At 62.6% G+C, this 19425-nt stretch carries 15 protein-coding genes; all 15 read right to left on the bottom strand.

The features are described from left to right. Positions 1-559 precede the first annotated feature (559 nt). Positions 560-1747: an acetyl-CoA C-acyltransferase family protein gene (locus EBN1_RS22900; protein WP_011254922.1), complete on the bottom strand. Its 1188-nt coding sequence runs from the start codon at positions 1745-1747 to the stop codon at positions 560-562. Positions 1748-1759: 12 nt separating this feature from the next. Next, a complete protein-coding gene (locus tag EBN1_RS22895; protein WP_011254923.1) occupies positions 1760-2608 on the bottom strand; it encodes a 3-hydroxybutyryl-CoA dehydrogenase in 849 nt (282 codons plus the stop codon). A gap of 59 nt (positions 2609-2667) precedes the next feature. After that, positions 2668-3066, bottom strand: a complete 399-nt coding sequence (locus EBN1_RS22890) for a nuclear transport factor 2 family protein (protein ID WP_011254924.1) — start codon at positions 3064-3066, stop codon at positions 2668-2670. A 92-nt stretch (positions 3067-3158) separates the two neighbouring features. Beyond that, positions 3159-4412, bottom strand: a complete 1254-nt coding sequence (locus EBN1_RS22885; RefSeq protein WP_011254925.1) for a DUF1329 domain-containing protein — start codon at positions 4410-4412, stop codon at positions 3159-3161. A gap of 67 nt (positions 4413-4479) precedes the next feature. After that, a complete protein-coding gene (locus tag EBN1_RS22880) occupies positions 4480-6150 on the bottom strand; it encodes a DUF1302 family protein (protein WP_011254926.1) in 1671 nt (556 codons plus the stop codon). 134 nt (positions 6151-6284) lie between these two features. Beyond that, a complete protein-coding gene (locus tag EBN1_RS22875; protein ID WP_011254927.1) occupies positions 6285-8660 on the bottom strand; it encodes an efflux RND transporter permease subunit in 2376 nt (791 codons plus the stop codon). Between the two features lie 39 nt (positions 8661-8699). Then, positions 8700-9665, bottom strand: coding sequence for a WD40/YVTN/BNR-like repeat-containing protein (locus EBN1_RS22870; protein ID WP_011254928.1), 966 nt, complete (start codon positions 9663-9665; stop codon positions 8700-8702). 359 nt (positions 9666-10024) lie between these two features. After that, on the bottom strand, positions 10025-11200 hold the full coding sequence (locus EBN1_RS22865; RefSeq protein ID WP_011254930.1) for a thiolase family protein: 1176 nt from the start codon (positions 11198-11200) through the stop codon (positions 10025-10027). Further along, a complete protein-coding gene (locus tag EBN1_RS22860) occupies positions 11200-12090 on the bottom strand; it encodes a 3-hydroxyacyl-CoA dehydrogenase (protein ID WP_173361299.1) in 891 nt (296 codons plus the stop codon). Before EBN1_RS22860 ends, EBN1_RS22865 begins: the two co-directional genes overlap by 1 nt. A 63-nt stretch (positions 12091-12153) precedes the next feature. Then, a complete protein-coding gene (locus tag EBN1_RS22855; RefSeq protein WP_011254932.1) occupies positions 12154-12945 on the bottom strand; it encodes an enoyl-CoA hydratase/isomerase family protein in 792 nt (263 codons plus the stop codon). Beyond that, positions 12942-14618, bottom strand: a complete 1677-nt coding sequence (locus EBN1_RS22850) for an AMP-binding protein (protein WP_011254933.1) — start codon at positions 14616-14618, stop codon at positions 12942-12944. The genes EBN1_RS22855 and EBN1_RS22850 overlap by 4 nt, the downstream gene beginning before the upstream one ends. A 545-nt stretch (positions 14619-15163) precedes the next feature. Then, positions 15164-15601 carry a Zn-ribbon domain-containing OB-fold protein gene (locus EBN1_RS22845; protein ID WP_011254934.1) on the bottom strand — a complete coding sequence of 146 codons (438 nt, stop codon included), beginning with the start codon at positions 15599-15601 and terminating at the stop codon, positions 15164-15166. A gap of 2 nt (positions 15602-15603) precedes the next feature. Then, on the bottom strand, positions 15604-16767 hold the full coding sequence (locus tag EBN1_RS22840; protein WP_011254935.1) for a thiolase C-terminal domain-containing protein: 1164 nt from the start codon (positions 16765-16767) through the stop codon (positions 15604-15606). Next, positions 16764-17924 (bottom strand): acyl-CoA dehydrogenase family protein, encoded by a 1161-nt coding sequence (locus tag EBN1_RS22835; protein ID WP_011254936.1) that lies wholly within the window; start codon positions 17922-17924, stop codon positions 16764-16766. The genes EBN1_RS22840 and EBN1_RS22835 overlap by 4 nt, the downstream gene beginning before the upstream one ends. Before the next feature lie 31 nt (positions 17925-17955). Then, positions 17956-18966: an aldo/keto reductase gene (locus EBN1_RS22830; RefSeq protein WP_011254937.1), complete on the bottom strand. Its 1011-nt coding sequence runs from the start codon at positions 18964-18966 to the stop codon at positions 17956-17958. Positions 18967-19425: the final 459 nt, after the last annotated feature.

Below are 19425 nucleotides of genomic sequence, written 5' to 3'. Positions count from 1 at the left end.
AAATGTTGATAGTACATTATACGTTTGTACCTATCAATATATTTTGATCGCGTCTAAATCAAGTAACTACGCCGCCTTCAGGTCTTTGCTGCTCCCCTCCCACGTGCTGCCGTCTGCGCACCGTCGCGCACCTGCACCAGTATCTTGCAAGTGCGCAGTGAGCAGCGTTAGCGCGATCGGCCGAGGCAGGACCGGGCGCGGACACGTCGAATCTGAGGCTGCGACATGCGTATCCGGCTCGGGCAACGCGACCACGGCTGGTCGCCGGACCGGACGTGCATCGCACTAGTAGGAATGCGGCCGCACTGATCGTGCTTGGCGAGCTGTTGGGAAAGTGCCCGCCGCAGGCGGTGAAGTGGAGACGCCGCCTGCGGCGGCGCAGAGACGGTCGGGCCGGGAGATTTCAGGGTCCGCCCCCCGCCTGTCTCGAAGAAGGAGCGTGCCTGTCGGCCCGGCCGATGGCAGAGTTACCGACCTGCGTTCTCGACAGCCGCAATACCAACAGACGCCCGTGTCACCGAACTGGTGCGGCCGTGGTCGGCGCGCGCTTTGGGCGATTTTAGAGCCGCTCGAAGATGGCCGCGATGCCTTGGCCCCCGCCGATGCACATAGTCACCAGCGCGTAACGGCCGCCGGTCCGGTGAAGCTCGGCGATCGCCTTCGTGATGATGATCGCGCCGGTGGCGCCGACGGGATGTCCGAGGGAAATCCCCGAGCCGTTCGGATTGACCTTCGCCGGATCGAGGTCCAGCTCACGGATGACGGCATAGGCTTGCGCGGCAAACGCCTCGTTGGCTTCGATTACGTCGAGATCCTTGATCGACAGCCCACATCGCTTCAGCACCTGCTGGGTCGCGGGGACGGGGCCAATCCCCATATACTCCGGCTCGACGCCGGCATGAGCGTAGCCGACCAGACGCGCCAGCGGCCTGAGGCCCAGGGCGGCGGCGCGTCCGGCCTCGGCCAGGACGAGCGCAGCGGCACCGTCGTTGATGCCCGAAGCGTTACCCGCCGTGACGGTGCCGCCCTCCTTTTTGAACACCGGCTTCATCTTCACCAGGGCTTCCGCCGTCATGTCCGCCCGCACGTGCTCGTCGGTGTCGAACAGGACCGCACCCCGCCTGGAGGACACCTCCACCGGCACGATCTGCTCCTTGAAGTACCCGGCGGCGATCGCATTGGCCGCCCGGCGTTGACTCTCCAAGGCCAATTCGTCCTGCATCTCGCGAGTGATCCCATAACGTTCGGCGACGTTCTCCGCGGTCACGCCCATGTGAATCCGCTTCCAAGGGTCGTGCAGGATACCGTTCATATAGTCGACGACCTGGCTGTCGCCCATCCGGGCGCCCCAGCGGCTGGCGGGCAGCAGATAGGCGCCACGGCTCATCGTTTCGGCACCGCCGCCGATGGCGATGTCGGTATCACTCAGCAGAATGCTCTGCGCCGCCGACACCACGGCTTGGAGCGCAGAGCCACACAGCCGGTTCACGTTGAACGCGGGCGTCTCCTTCGGGACCCCGGCGTCCATCGCGGCGACCCGGCTGAGGTAGGCGTCACGCGGCTCGGTCGGAATCACGTTGCCCATTACGACGTGCCCCACCTCCTGCGGATTCACCCCCGAGCGCTTGAGCGCCGCCTCGACGGCGACGGTGCCCAGCCGGGTCAGGGGAACATCCCGCAGCGAGCCCCCGAAGGTTCCGATCGCCGTTCTGGCCGCGCCGACGACGACCACTTCACGCTGTGTCATTATTGGTTCCTCTCAATACTGATAGAAGCCTCGGCCGCTCTTGCGCCCGAGGTAGCCCGCCGCCACCATCTCCTTGAGCAGCGGCGCGGGGCGATACTTGGAATCATTGAAGCCTTCGTAGAAGACCTCCAGCACGGCCAGCAGGGTGTCCAGACCGATCATGTCGGCCAACGCGAGCGGGCCGATGGGATGGTTGCAACCGAGCTTCATGCCTTCGTCGATGTCAGCCGCGGTGGCGATGCCCTCGGCGAGAACGAAGATCGCCTCGTTGATCATGGGGCACAGGATGCGGTTCACGGCGAAGCCGGGGTTGTTGCGGACGGTGATCGGTGTCTTGCCGATCTGCCGCGCCAAGGCCTCCATCCCCTGGTGGGTCTCGTCGCTGGTCTGCAGGCCGCGGATGAGCTCGACCAGCGCCATCACCGGCACCGGGTTGAAGAAATGCATGCCGATGAACTTTTCCGACCGATTCACCGCCGCAGCGAGCATCGTGATCGAGATCGAGGAAGTGTTGGTGACCAGGATCGCGTCCGGCCCGAGCAGTCCGTCGAGCTCGCGCAGGAGTTTCAATTTCAGCGCGGTGTTCTCGGTGGCGGCCTCGATCGCGACATCGACATCGGCCACCGCGGAGAGCTCGGTCGCGACGGTGATGCGGCCGAGAATGGCTTCTTTGTCCTGGGTCGAGAGCTTCTCCTTCTTCACCAGCCGGTCAAGATTGACGCCGATAGTGACCAACGCGCGGTCCAGCGCATCCTTGGAAATGTCGACCATAGTGACCGACAGACCGGCTGCGGTGCACGTCTGCGCTATTCCGTTTCCCATGGTCCCGGCGCCGATCACGCCGACCCGTTTGACGGTCATTTGATTCTCCTCAGACCTCGTATTGATTCAATTCAAGGCGCCGGCGGCGCCCTTCCCCCTTACGCCTCGAAGAAGACCGCCTGCACATGCATCGGGTCCATGTATTCCTTGACCCGAAACACCTTGCCGTCCTTGATTTCGAAGAGGAAGTGGTAGAGGTTGTTGTAAACGCGACCGCTCTTGGTGTTGGCCATCGATTCCGCTTCCGCGGCGACGCGGTTGCCTTCTGCGGTGAAACCCTGCGGCGTCAGCTTGATCGCGCCGTCCACCAGGTCGTGCATGCCCACCAGCAGCTTTTCCATCTCGGCCTTCGTATATGTGCCCGAGATCGACAGCGAGCCCGAAACCCACCATGTGGCCTCGTCATGGAGCAGATCGACGATCTGCGCAATGTCCGCGTTGCCGAAGGCGGTAAAAAGGCGCGTCACCACGTTCTTGTTCGCTTCAAGGTCGTTCATCACACAGCTCCAAAAAAGGCGTGATCCCTCGTCATGGATGAATGGAAAAAGGACGCCTCCCGGCCATGCGGCCGAAGGCGTGCCCTCCTCGATTATTGAAGCCGTTCGAGCTTCTCGACGGTGTGCTGAATGGGATTCAGACCGACGTCGACCTTCGACTCCGCAGTCCAGAAGGTGCCGTGCATGGCCTTGAAGTCGAGCATTTCGCCGCCCAGGGCGTAGTAGTACTTGATGCCCGACTTGGCGCCGACGCGCTGGTTGAAGTGGTGGTCCATCATCCGCCAGAAGTCGCCGTTCTTGTCATACACCTCGGTGTGATAGACCGCCGGCACCTTGGTGTCGACATAGGCGACTTTCTTGCCGTAGGGGTGTCCGTCCGGCGGCGTACCCTCGACCACCCACACTTCGCGCGGGGTCACTTTCTGCGTCGACATCAGGTAGGGCGCATCCTTGAAGTTCAGATTCGCCCACTCCTCCCCGGTGCCTTCTTTGCCCTTCACGCGTTCCGGCTCAAAGTCGGTGGCAGCGAGGATCCAGCGCTTTCCGATCAGCTTGGTCGACTGGTAGCGCGAGGGCCGCGAGTTCCACAAGCTCGTGTCGTCGTTCAAGAAGTCGAAGCCGCCCACGTTATCCATCCACGAGTTGCCGGACAGACGGCGAACGCGGCGCGCGGACTTGATGTACGCCCAAAGATCGTCCAGCTTGTTGGCCTCCTCGTACTGTACGGTGAAGGTGCCCACGCCGCGCACGTCCTGCGGCTGGAGGCCGACCAGAATGGTCTTGGTGAACACCGTCGGCTCATTGGGGAAGGGCGCTTCGCCCCACAGCCGGTTCTTGGCCCAGATGCGCTGGAAAGTCCACTTCTGGCTCGCTTCGAACCCGTTCTTGTTCGCTGTCAGGAAATAGGTGGTGTTGTAGACATCGCCGCCGGAGGGCGCGCCGAGGTAGAAATTCCAGATCACCTTGTCACCCGCCAGCGGGTCGGACGGATCGATGTTGGGGAACGGCATGCCCGCGGCGTAACCGGTAACTTCGCGGGTCTGCGGGTCCAGCTTCACCTGGCTCGAATACTTCTTGGTCGCCTCGACGTACTTCGGGTCGAGCTGGGGCTCGGGCGCCTTGGTGAGCGGGTACTTCTTGTCGTAGGTGCGCACAAACCATTGCATGCGCTCTGTCAGCAGATCGGAGACCTTGTGACCCATGAACGTGTCGTTCATGACCCTGTCAATGTTCTCCTTGCTGATAACCGTGCCTTCAGCCAGCTCTGCGGCAAAGGCCGGGGTACCCAAGGCGAATAGGCTGGCAGCCAGGGGGGCGACGACTCGTCGAAGCGCGATGGTCTGCATCGTTAGATTCCTCTCTTTGAAAGTTGCGCTGTCGTTGGTAAGGCTCTTCATAGCGGTGCCGCTCCACTCAGAACTGATACGTCACCCGCAAAGTGCCGTAGTCGTGGTTGTTGAAGGCCGCCATGCCGTAATGGCGGGAACCGGGGCTGGAGATGTTGTCCCGCCGCGCGTTGTTGGTCTGGAAGAACACCGCGTCCGCGGCGATACGCCAGTTGTTCCCGATGTTGTAGCTGACGCTCGGAATGAAGAAGCTGTTGCCCGCTTGAAGCTCGCGCCCATAGGCCAGGCCGTAGGTGAGACGAGAATTCATGTAGGGAAACTGTACGAACGCAGTGGCGATGGTGGCGTGCTCACGCAGTTTTGCATTCGAACCGACGGCCGCCACCAGATCGTCCTTCCTGTCCCAATCCTGCACCCAGGTGTCAAACACCTGCACGGAGGCGAAGGAGGGCGCGTTGGTGCCCAGCAGATCCTCGAGACGCAGTTGCTTGTCGATCCGCAGCGTGGTCTGGATCACGTCCTTCTTGGCCAACGGCCCCATGACGCCGGCGTTGTTGGGAATCTGGAAAAACCCCGAGGCGTTGGGAAAGCCCGTGACGTTGGTATTCGAGTTGAACAGGCGGTCCTTGTGGTACGCCATCTCGAAGTTGACCACGGCGTCGAGCCAGCGGCTCTCCCCGCTCACGCTGCCGCCGAAGACATTGATGATGGGATAGATCCAGTCACCGTACGCCTTGTTCTTGGGCGCTTCCTTGTAGTAAAGCGAGGGCGCGCAGCCGGTCGCATCACGCTGGCCGGCGGAAGCGAACACACCGCAGGGGTTAAGCACGAAGTCGGGCTGGAACACGCGCTGGTACGACAGAGCGTAGTTGAGGTCACCTGCCAAACCCGTCCAGCGCAGGGCGCCGGTGACATCGCGGTAATCGCCTTCGGAGTGCTTGTAGTTGAAGTCCGTCGCATAGGCCAGATAGTCCACGCCCATGTTAGGAGACGCCGCCCAGCGCCCGCCGAAGATGTCGTACGTGTTGCCGATGTCCTTCTTGCGATCCCAGCCGGGGCGCACCACGAGCTGCAAGGTGCCGCGCGCCTCGGGCACGGCCATCTTGATGTTGGCCATGATGAGCGGCTTACGCAGCTCGTCGCTCTCGGGCTCACCGAAGGCGCGCCAGCGATAGTCGAAGCCGTGCAGTAGGTCGTTGGGATGGAAGAAGTCGGTCTCGCCGAATACCACCTGCTGCTTGCCCAGGCGCACCGAGACGCGATCGCCGAGGTTGAAATCGCCGTAGAACTCGCGCAGCTCCTCCTGATTGTAGTTCTCCACGGCGTCGCAACCGGGGCCGGAGGGCATCCCCGCCACCGCGGCGCTGCGGCAGGAACGTTCTTCGAGTTCCTCCCCATAGGAGGTGAGCTTTTCACGGTCCGCACGGCCCACGGCGCGCCAGGTGATGGGTCCGGTCTTCGCATCGGCGGTGAGCTGGAGCGAGGCCCGCGCCGTCGACAGGTCGCCGCGGCCGCCCAGCTTGTCGTAGGCAGGCGTGCCGGGCAGCGGGGAGGTCACATCCTTGTTGTCGGCCAGATTCCAGGACATCCAGGTGCGGACGTAGCCGCCCCACTTAAAGTAATTCACGTTCAGATCGTCTTCTAGGTCGGGGAAATCTTCCCCCAGCGCGCTATTGCAGCTCAGTGCGATTGACAACAGCACCGTCGATCGTGCCGTGCCATTCAATTTTATTTTCATAACGTCTCCAGCCCAGTCTAATGACTCAAGCTACGCCAGATTGCTTCAGCGCCTTTAGCATCGTAAAAGGTCACTTCGCCACCTGGGTCATAGCTCCTCCCTTTCTCGTCGTCATGTGCGATTGCGAAGTGGCCTCAAGCTGCGGCCACCGCACCCTCCCCACTAACGGCAGAGACTTTCTCGCGCTTGCCCACCACAAATTCCGGCCGGAAGACGTAGACCATGGCCGGCATGATGAACAGCGCACTCACCGAAGAAACGAACAGCCAGATCGCCATCAACGTACCCATCTCTGCTTGGAACCTCAGCGAGGAAGCAAACCACAGCACCACACTTGCGGTGAGGGTCAGCGACGTGATCAGCACGCCCTTGCCGGCACTGAGCAGCGATTGGGTGATTGCCCGTTTCAAATCCGAATGGTGATGAAGCTCCTCGCGAATCCCATCGACAATGTAGAAGGCATAATCCACACCGAGACCAATCCCGAGCGCGGCAACCGGCAGGGTGGAGAGCGTCATGCCGATACCCTGCCATGCCATTACGCAGAAGGTGATGGTGTTGGAGAGAATGACCGGCACCATGAAGAAGATGCCGGCGCGCATTGAGCGGTAGGCCACCGCGCAGCAGATCACTAGCACCAGCAGCGCGAGGGCAATGCTTTCGATCTGGCCACGGAAGATCACCTCATTCACTGCCGCCGTCACCCCGACTAGGCCTCCAGCCAGGACGTACGCCCCCTGCTCGATCGGGTTCGCTACAATGAATTCCTTCACCCGCTCGATCGCCGTGCGGATGGTGTCGCCGCGGTGATCCTTGAAGAACAGCGTCACCGGAGCGTTCTGCGCCTTCGGGTCCATAAAACGCGCAGCATCCCCGGAGTCGGGCGACCACATGTAGAGCAGTTCGCCGTTCTCGGCCGCGCTCTTGCCGAGGTCGCGGTAACGCGGATTGTCCTCGCGCAGCATCTGATTGACGCCAGGGATCACGTCGGCGAGCGACAAGCTGCCGCCGACCTCCGGTTGGGCGCCCATGTAGCGCTGCATCGCCGCCATGCTCTGTAGCACTGCCGGCTCCTTGACAGCGCCCGGCTTGTCGCCTTCGAACACGATGTACATTCGGTCGGCACCTTGGAACTGCTTGTTGATCGCCGCTGAGTCGGTGTTGTAGCGGGATTCCTGCCACAGGATGGGCGAACCCCCGTCGGCGTCGCCTACCTGCAGCTTGAACGCGTAGATTCCGGAACCGATGAACAGCACGAGCGCTACGCCCAGCACCCCATAGCGGCCGCGCGACAGGGTCGTGGCGATGCAGAGTTTCAGGACGCGATCGAGGATTGGATAGACGTTGACCGGATGGGCATTCCGGGTCGAGGGAGCAAGCCACGACAGGAACACCGGCGTCATGACGCACGCTGTGACCGCGATGGTAAGCACCCAGATCGTGCCGATGACCGACACTTTCTGCATCAGCGGGATCGGCGTGAGCACCACCACAAGCATGCACCCGGCATCAGCGACCACGCCGAGTATGCCGGGTTTGAACAACTGCAGCATCGCCGCAGAGGCTGCCGCTTTAGAGGTTTTCACGCCGGCGGCGAGTTCGTCGCCGAAGCGCGTAACCAGTTGGACTGAGTGCGAGATCGACCGCGCCGTGATCAGGAACGCGATTACAATGACGAGCGGATCAAGGTTGTAGCCAAGCAGATTGGCGGCACCAAGCGCCCATATGGCGCTCGTCAAGCCGGCGAGCAGCGGCAACAGAGTGCCGCGCCAAGTGCGTGCGGTGAGAAACAGCAGCGCTACCAAGCAACCGATGGTCGTCAGGAAGATCCGCATCGTTTCGGGAAGGTAGTAGTTCACCCAGCCATACAGCATCGGCTCACCGACCGCGGCCACCCGCACCCCGTCGCCCTCTAGGGAATCCACGAGCTTGGTGATCTGCGGAAAGATTTTGGTGTAGTCGACCGCGTTCTCATAGAAGTCGACCGTGATCAGGGCGGCCTTGAGATCCTTCGAGACATAGGCGCCGTAGACCATCGGACTGTTGAGTACGCTGTCCTTCAGCGCATCGAGCTCCTCCTGGGTCCGTGGCACCTCGCTCCCCATCAAGGGACGAATCTCGATCGAGTCCGTCGAGGACGTGATGTCTTTGAGCTTGTTCGAGGCCAGCGAGATGACTTGGAACGGATTCACGCCGTGCACCAGCGGAAGCTCGTCGGTGATCTTCTTGATCTTTTCCAGCACAGATCTTTCGAAGATTGTCCCCTCCTCGACCTCGACCATGATGCTCACCATGTTCGAGCCGCCGAAGTCTTGGCGGAAGCGCTCGTGGATCTTGATGTAGTCGTGGCTGCGCGGCAGCAGGTCGTCAAATACCGTCTTGAACTCGACCCGGACGGCAAGGACCGCCATGATGACGGTCAGCGCTGCAAAGATCGCCGTCACCAGAATGCGGTGCTCGATGCACGCCTCGACGAAATGCTCAAGCTTGAGAAAGTTCCTGTCTTTCATGTGCGTCTCGATTCCCGAACCGGCCGGTCTACGGCCGGGTTACAGGGCAGTGGCGCCGACGACGGCGACCTGCGACCCGGAGAAGAAATACTTGTCGCCCTGGCGGGCGAGCCCCGTGTACCAATTGCGATCGAGCTCGGACAACCGCGTCTCCTTCCACCGACGCCCCTCATCGCCGCCGACGAGGATGACCCCGGACGCGCCAGCGGCGATCCAGCGGCTGCCCTCCCACAGGACGCTGAAGAGGTGCTCGGAGGAAGGCGTCTGCTGCTGCTCCCAGCTCTGGCCGCCGTCGCGGGTGGTGAGGACGACGCCGCCCAAGCCGACCGTGACGCCATTCTCGGCATCCTTGAATGCCAGGCCCATCAGGCTCGTCTCGACCGGGGTCTCGATTGCGCGCCAGGAGACACCGTCGTCGCCGGAGACCTTGACGTTGCCGAACTCGCCGACCAGCCAGATTCGGCCCCCAGTGGCCACAATGTCGTTCCAGCCCACATCCTCGTCGCCCCCGACCCGCGTCCAGCTGCGGCCGAAATCGGTGGAACGCATGACCATGCCGGCTTCACCGACCGCCCACGCCGTTCCGCCCGGCAATGCCTTGACGCGCAGCAGCTTGTTGGCGACTTCGGACTTGGGTGCGTCGACCGACTGCCAGCTGCGCCCGGCATCGACGGTAATCAGCACGATGCCGTCATTGCCGACCGCGACGGCGTGCTGGTCGTCCCAGGCGGCGACATCCTGGAGGGCGGCGCGGCTCGGCGTGGCCTGCTTTTGCCACGAGGCGCCCCCGTCTTCCGTCACCGCGATCTTGCCGTTGCTGCCCACGACCCACGCCTTGCCTTGATCCAGCACCGAGACGCCGTAGTAGCCTTCACCGCGTTCGAACACGGGCTGCTCGACCGCAGAGCCCTGCGGCTGCGGTTTGATGAAGATCCCCGCGTAGGCCAAGCCGCCGACAATGGCCAGCGGCGCCCCAGAGAGGATGAGATCCAGAAGTTTTTTCATGCCTTGTCTCCCGTGTTCGTACTGCGCAATCGATTGATTGAGGCAACAAACCGTTTACTACGCCGGCTGGCGGCGCAACCATTTGTCGTAATACCCTTCAAATGAACTGCTACTCGATGGCCTGTGGGTCTGGACAGACTTCCGAAGTTCTGCAAGCGATGCTCTGTCTGTCCTTGCCCGTGCCCAGCCCCTCAATTTTCGTGCGCTATTCGCGGCGCTCTCCATGTCGCCGCGGCAGTGGTCCAACCGAAAAATCCCTCAATGAAAGACGCATTCGCCCGACATACTTCGACGACTTCGTTCTCAGGCGGGCGGAGCTGTCGACATACGCTCTTGCTCGGCCCATATCGACGTGACCTTCAGCCCAGCCGCTCGATGACCGTCGCGGTGCCGAGGCCGCCCGCACAGCAGATCGCCTGCGCGCCGAACGTTGCGCCGCGCCGCTCCAACTCGTGCAGCAGGGTGGTCATGATTCGGGCGCCACTGCCGCCCAAGGGGTGACCTAGGGCAATGGCGCCGCCGTTCACGTTCAAGCGGTCGTGGCCGATCCCGAGCTCACGCATCCAGATCATCGGCACCGGCGCGAAGGCTTCGTTCACCTCGAAGAGGTCGATGTCCCCGAGGGCGAGTCCGGCGCGCTCCACTGCACGGCGCGTGGCGGCGATCGGACCGGTGAGCATGAGCTCAGGGTCTGAACCCACCGTGGTGACCGCCCGGATGCGCGCGCGCGGCTTCAGCCCCAGGGCCTTAGCCTTGTCAGCCGACATCAGCAGGAGCGCCGCGGCGCCGTCGGAGATTTGGGACGCGTTGCCTGCGGTCACCCGCCCACCTTCCGGCCGGAAGCTCGTCTTCAGAGTGGCGAGTTTTTCGCGGCTGGTGTCGCGGCGGATGGTCTCGTCAGCGGCTACGCGCTCGACGGCAATCTTGACGCCCTGCTCGCAAATCTCGGCGACGGGGACGGGCACGATCTCGCGTTCGAACCAGCCCGCATCCGCGGCGCGCGCGGCACGGCGGTGACTTTCGATCGCGAAGTCGTCGATGTCGTCGCGGGAGAGACCCCACAGATCGCAGAGGCGCTCGGCCGCTTCGCCCTGCGAGGTGAGGTGGAAGCGCTCGCGCAGGCGCCAGCCGAACGGCTCGCCATGGACGTCACGATTGCCGCCCATCGGAACCCGGCTCATGTTCTCCGCGCCACCTGCGACGACAATGTCGCAGGCGCCGGAGGCGATCTCGCCCATGGCCACGTGGATCGCAGCCTCGGACGAGCCGCATTTGCGATCGACCGTCATGCCGGGGATTGTCTCGGGCCAGCCGGCTGAGAGCAGCGAGGTGCGGGCAATGTTCCCGCACTGCTCGCCGACCTGAGTCACGCAGCCGAAGACGACGTCATCGACCACCTCCGCGCCGAGGTTGGCACGCTTGATCACTTCGTCCAGAACTAGGGCCCCGAGGTGGTCGGCGCGGACGTCCTTCAGTCCGCCGCGAAACTTCCCCACCGGGGTGCGGACGGCTTCAACGATGACGACGTCGCGCATCAGCCGGCCCTCCGCAACCCGGATCCGGCGATCTTCTGCCCTTCGGCGTCGTACTCATACACCCCTCGGCCGACCTTGCGGCCGTAGCGGCCGGCCTTGACCATCTTGATGATCAGCGGGCACGGGCGAAACTTCTCGCCCATCGTCTGATGCAGGTATTGCAGGACCGACAGACGGGTGTCCCAGCCGGTCAGGTCGCCCAGCTCGAGCGGACCCATCGGATGGTTGAAGGCCATGCGGAGCGAGGTGTCGATGTCATCGGCCGAGGCTACGCCCTCGGCCAGCATGTACATCGCTTCGTTACCCATCAGCGCGGACATCCGGCTGGTAGTAAATCCGGGCGCCTCGTTCACCACGATGCTGGTTTTGCCCAAGGCCGCCGTAACGGCCTTTAGCCGTTCAACCGTGGCCTGGGTCGTCTCGATGCCGCGAATGAGCTCGACGAGCTTCATCTTGTGCACCGGATTGAAGAAATGCATCCCCGCAAACTGCGTGGGGCGGCGGGTGGCCGCGGCAAGCTCGCTGATCGACAGCGCTGAGGTATTGGAGGCGATGATCGCTTCGGGCGGCAGCAACTCGTCGGCCTTGCCGATGATGGCGAGTTTGATGTCAATCTTCTCGGTGGCCGTTTCGATCAGCAGCGCGGCGTCGGACGCGCGGCCGTCCAGCTCGATCGCTGCCTCCAGCCGCTCGAGCGCGGCCTTGCCTGCCGCCTCGACCAACTTGCCCAACTTGACGCCGGCAGCGACTAGGCTGTTGATCTGGCCGACGGCCTTGTCAAGGGCGCTCGGATTGGCGTCGACGAGGAGAATGCGGTATCCGCTGATCGCGCACGAATAGGCGATCCCCGTCCCCATCAAACCTGCTCCGACTACAATAATCTTTTCCATTTGGCTCACTTGAATCTCCTTGCGGGCGGGGCCCGCCGAATAAAAGCCCGGCGAACGGCTGCGTCAGGCGCCAATGAAGTTCGGTTGCCGCTTCTCGCGGAAGGCACGAGCCGCCTCGATGCGGTCGGCGGACGAGGTCAGGAGGGCGAAGAGGCTCTTCTCCAGCTTCAGGCCATTGGCCAGGTCCATGTCGAGCCCCGCACGCGCGGCTTCCTTGACATAAGCGACAGCCACGCGGGGACGTGCCGCGATCAGCTCGGCAACCCGCATCGCCTCGGCGAGGGCGGCTTCGGGCGACTCCGCCAGACGGGTCGCAATCCCGATCCGGTAGGCTTCCTCGGCACCGATGCGGTCCCCGGTAAGGAGCAGGTCCAGCGACCGGGACAGTCCGATGAGGCGCGGCAGCCGCTGCGTGCCGCCACCACCCGGCATCAACCCCAGAGCGGTCTCCGGCAGGGCGAACTCGGCGCCCTTGGCCACGACGCGCACGTCGCACGCCAGGGCGAGCTCCATGCCGCCGCCCAGGCAGAAGCCGTGAATGGCCGCAATCACCGGCTTGCAGGTCGCATCCAGAGCCTCGATCCAAGTCGTGGGAACGAGCCGCCGGCGCGTCGCAATCGGCGAGTCGTTCGGCCGGCTCTCCTTGATGTCGGCGCCCACGCTAAAGCCGCGCTCGCCTGACCCGGCAATGACGATCGCACCGATTTCGACATCGGCATCGAACTCGCGCAGCATTTGGGGCAGGCTGCCGCGGATGTCGTCGTTGATCGCGTTGAGCGCCTCGGGGCGATTGAGCGTGACCAGCGCGACCGCGCCTTGGCGCTCGATCTTGACGTGTTCATTGGCGGTCGTCATTTCTGCGCCCCGGACTTGACTGCCGCGCCCTGGCCCTTGCCGCTTTGCAGGCGATCCCAGGTGGTGGCGGTGACACCCCGTTCGCGAAGCTCCTTCTTGCGCACCTTTTCGCTCGCGGTGCGGGGAAGATCAGGCAGGATCTGGATGTAGCGCGGCACCATGAAGTTAGGCATGCGCGCTTCGCACCATTCGCTCAGCTCATCGAAGGAAACCTCGTCGCCCGGGTTCAGCACCACGCAGGCCATCACCTCGTCCTCGCCTGCGGCTTCGTCAGCGCGTACCCCGACAACTGCGCATTCGGCCACAGCTGGATGCGAGCGCACGCCCGCCTCCACCTCGAACGAGGAGATGTTCTCGCCGCGGCGACGCAGCGCGTCTTTGACGCGGTCGACGAAGTAGTACCACCCATCCTTATCGCGCCGCAGAGCGTCCCCGGTGTGGAACCAGAGGTTGCGACGGGCCTCGATGGTCTTCTCCGGCATGCCGAGGTATTCCGTACTCATGATCCCGGGCGCCTTGTTGCGCACGAGGAGTTCGCCGATTTCACCCTCGGGCACATCCTCGTCGGTTTCTGGATTGACTAACTTGACTTCGAACCACTGATCCACTAGGACGCCTGACGCGCCGGCAGGTCGCGGCGCATCCGGCGGGGTCATGAAGACGTTCGAGATTTCGGTCTGACCGAAGCCATCCACGTACTCCTCTACGCCGAAGCGCTCGGTGAACTTGCCTGCCAGATCGGGCGACAGCGGCGCGGCGTAGATGCAGCGTATGCGGTGGGCGCGGTCGTTCTCAGAAGGCGGCTGCGACAGGATGAAGGCCATCGTCGCGCCGAGCAGGTTGGTGACCGTGGCGCCAGACCGGCACACGCGACCAACCCAGTCGGAGGCACTGAAGCGGGGGTACAGCACCACGTGCGCCCCCGCAATGAGGCACGGATACACGGTGAGGAACTGCGCGTTGCCGTGGAACAGCGGGAAGCCGGTCATATAGACGTCCTCCTCGCGCAGGCGCGTGAGCTGAACATCCTCCTCGGCGAAGAAATAGAACTGCGAGTGGGGCATAACGACGCCCTTGGAGGGACCCGTTGTGCCAGAAGTCATCAGCACAGCAGCAGGATCATGGGGCGTGACGATGACATCTGGGTTGCTCGTGTTGTCGGTGTACAGTTCCTCGAAGCGGCTGACGACAATCCGGTGGAACTTGGGTGCCGAAGAGGCCGTTCCCTCGGGCCGATCGACGATCACGATCCGCTCGAGGCTGGGCAGATCATCCTCGATCTCCGCCACGCGCTGCGCTAGGTCTGCGTTGGTGAACAGCACGCGCGCCTTGCCCAAGTTCATCGGGTGCGCGAGGAAGGCCCCTTTGTAGGCGTCGCTGATGGCGAGTTCGACCGCACCGAGCTTGCACAGCGCAAACCACGTGTAGATAAACTCGGGGCAGTTCGGCAGCAGCAACCCGACCAGATCCCCCTTGGCCACGCCGAACGCAGCTAGCCCATGTGCGAGACGATTAACCCGCGCGTTCACCTCGACGAAGGTCTCCGGCGCGCCGCTGTCCATCCACGAGAAGAACGGCCGATTGGCTCTGTGCACGGCCTGGTACTCGAGGACGGCCGGCAAGGTCCATTGATCGCGCGACAAGTGGGGAATGAATCTCGGAAAAGTCAGCATTATTAATCCCCTACAACATGATTGTATTGAACTTGAGACATTATTGTTCTGTACGCCTAAATGATTCCTATCTAAGGACGTCAATTTGAATATTTTCGTCGCACAACCAATCGGAAATTTTGCTTGACGCCCTGATCTACCCATCCATTAGATCAAGTTTAGATTATATTTTGCGAGCTACGCAATATATTTTCAGCAAATTTTCAATATACGCATGCTGCCTCGAATCTGCCGCATCGATCCCCTCACGCCTACCGTGAAACGCAGGCGCACCCCGGCCGTTGGGCGCCCAGGGGAATATACGGATCAGTGGGGTAACGGCTGCACCAACACTGATGCTGGCCGCTGCAACGGTCGTGTTCTTGGCGACCGAAGTAGGGTTGGAGGTCGCACGCCGCAGGGCCGCACGAGCGACCGAGAAGAAGGGGGAATTCGCTGTGGAACGCAGGGCTGCGCTTGCGCTCGGCTTATGGACGAATGAAGAAACCGGCGGCGTAGCGCCCGCCGCCCCGTGCAGATTGCTGCCCGGTTCGCGGCAGCCGGCGCTACAGGTCAGCCGTGAAACGGGGAACGGTGACGCCGCCCCAGTTATCGTCCCACACGACCCGCACCTTGAGATCTACCCGAACAGCATCAACAGGAATGTCGACTACATTGCTGATCAGCCGCGTGCCTCCCGCTCCGTCGAGCTCGATAATCGCGGTGACGTAAGGCAGACAGTCTTCCATGCTTGGGAGGATCGCCCGTTTCACCACCGAGTAGGAATAAACCGTCCCGGTGCCGGGCAGGGCCACCCAGTTCAGCCCCTGGGAGTGGCAGTGGGGACAGAACGGAGTGGGTGGCATGCGAAACGTGCCGCATTTGGCGCAGCTTGCACCCACGAGACTATGTTGTACGGCGGCATCCCAAAAGGGCTGCATCCAGGCATCAGTGGCATGATTAAAATATTGTACGGGTGGGCGCTTTGCAATATGCACAGACATGTCTATTTCCCAAGAATCAAGCCGCTGACTGGCAAACACGACGGGCCCCCGGTTACTAGTGCCAGCTCGGCACCCGCCACTTGGTTGGCGGCCACGCCGCGGATCTGTTCCACCGCCTCGCGGACGTGGGTCATGCCCCACACGTAGCCGCAGGAAAGCTGTCCGCCATCCGTGTTCACCGGGATTAGGCCGCCATCGAAGGCGATCGCGCCGCTGGAAACAAAGGGCCCGCCCTCACCCTTCGGGCAGAAGCCGTAGTCTTCCAGCTGCATGATGACCTGAGAGCTGAAGTGGTCATAGATCTGCGCCACGTCGATGTCCTCGGGGCCGACGTCGGCCATCGCGTACAAGTTGCGCGCAACGACGGCGTGCCCCGAAGAGGCGAAGGTCTCGTCGGGCATGTTCATCCAGTAAACGGACCGCCCCCAGTCGCGCGATCCGCCGTGGGTGCTCGCCAGCACGCGAACCGGCGTCGAGCGCAAATCCCGGGCGCGCTCGGCGCTAGTGACGACCACGGCGATCGCGCCATCGCATTCCAAGCAGAAATCGTAGAGGCAATGCGGATCGGCTAGCAGCGGCGCCTTGAAGTAATCCTCGCGCGTCAGCGGCTTGCGCATCAAAGCGTTCGGATTGTTGAGAGCGTGGTTGCGGGTGGTGATGGCGACGTCGGCGTAGTTCTCGCGCGTGGTTCCATACAGATGCATGTGGCGGCGCGCCAGCAAGGCAAACATATGCCCAGGGCCGACGAGACCGGCAGCGGAGAAGAAGGTGTTCTCCGGCGTGGCGTCGTAGCGCGACGTGATCGAGCCGAAGCGCTGCTCGCCCATCTGATTCGCACCGACACAAACGACCACGTCCGCCATGCCGGACACGATCGCCGCGGCGGCCAGGCCCACAGCGCCGGCCGAGCCACCGCCAGCACCAGTGAGACTGGCCGTAAAGCGCACCTCGGGGATGCCCAAGGTCTCCATTAGCATCCCGGTATCGAAGCCGCCTGCGAAATAGGCGAAACCGTCCACCTCGCGCACGCTGAGCCCTGCGTCGTCGAGCGCGGCCAGAACCGATTTTCCGACCAGCTCGATCAGCGTTTGCGGCGCCGATTGCCCCCGCTTGTAATAAGGCGTGGAGCCCAGGCCGACGATGGCCGTCTTGTCGCGTATCGTCATTTTCCGAGGTACTCCGCGAGCATCGAGCGGGCGATGATCTGCTTCTGCACCTCAGAGGCACCTTCGTATATCCGCATGGGGCGAGCTTCGCGGTACAACTGCTCGATCAGATTACCTTGCGTGACCCCCATTCCGCCGCTGAGCTGAACGGCGCGATCGACCACGCGGCCGGCCGCTTCGCTGCCGACGAGCTTCGCCATGGACGGCGCATAGGAGCCGCGCTTGCCCAGAACGTCGTGCGACCACCCGGCGCGGTACACCGTCAGGGCAGCGGTATCGATGTCGGCGGCCATATCGGCGAGCGTCATCTGCACGCTCTGCAACTCGCACATCGGCTTGCCGAACAGCTGCCGCGTTGTGACGCGCTTCAGCGTCTCATGCATGGCCCGCTGGGCCAACCCCACCGCAGCGGCACCTACTGACGGACGGAAGATATCGAACGCCGCCATCGCGACAGTGAAGCCCTGCCCCGGCGCCCCCAGCATGGCGCACGCTGGTACCCGGCAGTCGGTGAACTTGATCGAACCGCCCGGATGCTTGGCGATAAACTCCATCTGCTCCCCGGCGCTGACCCCGGGCGTTTCTGCATCCACAATGAACGCCGAGAGTCCGCGCGAACGCGGCGCTTCACCGGTACGCGCCACGACGACATAGTGGTCGGCGAAGCCTGCGTTGGAGATGAGCGTCTTCTCCCCGTTGATGATGAAATGATCGCCGTCGCGGGTGGCAGTCGTCGCCAAGGAAGCCACATCAGAACCGGCTTCGGGCTCGGTCAGGGCGAAGGCCGCGACGCGTGTCCCACGCCGGCAACCCGGCAGGTACCGCTCCTTTTGTTCTTCGCTACCGAACTGGCGGATGCCGATCGTGCCGATGCCCTGCATGGCGAACATGCCATCCAGCAAGGCGTGTTCGTAGGTCAGCGCTTCGCGCAGGAGACAGATCGAGCGCAAGTCGTAGCTCTCGCTGCCCTCCGGAACCACGTAGCGCAGCAACCCGGCATCTCCCAAGTCACGAACGATACCGCGGCATTCCGCGATAAAGCCGTCCGACCCGGCGTTGTGGGATCGGGAGGCGAGCCACGATGTGACTTGCACCGCCAGATCCTTGTGCCACCGATCGAAAAACGGCAACTCCCAGAGCTTCCAACTTGCACTCATTCTTCGTTTTCCTCCCTTTAACTAACCAGACTTACGACTTCGGCGTTTGCGGGTTGCCGCCGAACTTCGCGTCGTAACGGCTGCCGGCCGGTGCGCCGAGCGGAAGGATCTCTTCCAGTTGATCGAGGTCGGACTGCGTCAGCTTGACCCCCTTCGCGCCGACATTCTCTTCCAGGTATTTAATCCGCTTCGTGCCTGGAATCGGAACGATGTCCTGGCCGCGGTAGTACAGCCAGGTAAGAGCGATCTGACCCGGGGTGCAATTCTTCGCGGTAGCGAACTGCTTGATCTGCCCGACCAGGACTTGGTTGCGGTCGAAGTTCTCGCCCTGAAAACGCGGCAGAGAGAGGCGAAAATCGTCCGATTTCAACTCGCCCGCCTGCTTGATGGCGCCGGTCAGGAAGCCCCGGCCGAGCGGCGAATACGCGATGAAAGTAATACCCAGCTCCTTGCAGGCGGGCAGCACGTCGAGCTCGGGCTCGCGATTCCACAGCGAATACTCGGATTGAAGCGCCGTCACCGGATGCACGGCGTGAGCGCGGCGCAGCTGCTCGGCCGTCACTTCCGAGAGACCGTAGCTCTTAATCTTGCCCTCGCGGATCAATTCGGCCAGCGCGGCTGCGGTTTCCTCGATGGGAACGTTCGGATCGACACGGTGAACGTAATAGAGGTCAATCGCCTCGATCCCGAGACGGGTCAAGGATTCCTCGCAGCAGCGCCGCATGTAGAGGGGCGAATTATCGATTCCGCGGTCGTAGGTGCTGCCGCTCGGGCCACTCGGATCCCGGACCACGCCGAACTTACTGCAGATCACCAGCTTGTCGCGCTTGCCGCGAGCGAACTGACCCACCAGCTTCTCGTTGTGGCCGCGGCCGTAGACGTTGGAGGTGTCGTAGAGCGTCACCCCCAGATCGAAGGCCCGCTCGAGCGTCTTCAGGGATTCCGCGTCGTCGGCCTCGCCGTAGAACTCGGACATCCCCATACAACCAAAGCCCATTTCAGAGGTCTGGATGTTCGTTTTGCCGAGAGTGAGGTATCTCATGATCTCCTCCAAATCGTGATAGGTTTATATTTAAACAGCACAAATATTATACTGTCACCCCACCGAAAACAATAGACGTTTTTCCCCAAGATGACTCCGCCCGGCGGTTCCAAGGGTGTCTGCGGGAGTGCCCGGGCCAGGACAGTTGCCCCCTCTACGCCAGCCGACGAGGCGCGGAGCAGATCGAAAGAAAGATGGGGCTGCCCAGATTGGAAAGTACGGGGCAGCAACGGCAGCTGACGGAGAAGCCTTCCAGACCTCAATCATCATGGCAGAACCGCAACCTCCGAGGCGCCGCCGAAAGCGTTTTACCTACATCACAATCAGTTTTGTTATTGGTGTTTGTTATAGGTTGGAATGACAACGATTACAAATTGGTATTGTCATACATATAACGTAGTGAGGCTACGCCTCCCCGCGGGCGCCCTCGCGCCGCGCCGCGAGCCGAGGAAAGGCGGC

It is taken from the genome of Aromatoleum aromaticum EbN1 (assembly GCF_000025965.1).
In the GTDB taxonomy this organism is placed as follows: Bacteria; Pseudomonadota; Gammaproteobacteria; order Burkholderiales; family Rhodocyclaceae; genus Aromatoleum; species Aromatoleum aromaticum.
This window is presented reverse-complemented; position numbering and strand designations above follow the sequence as displayed.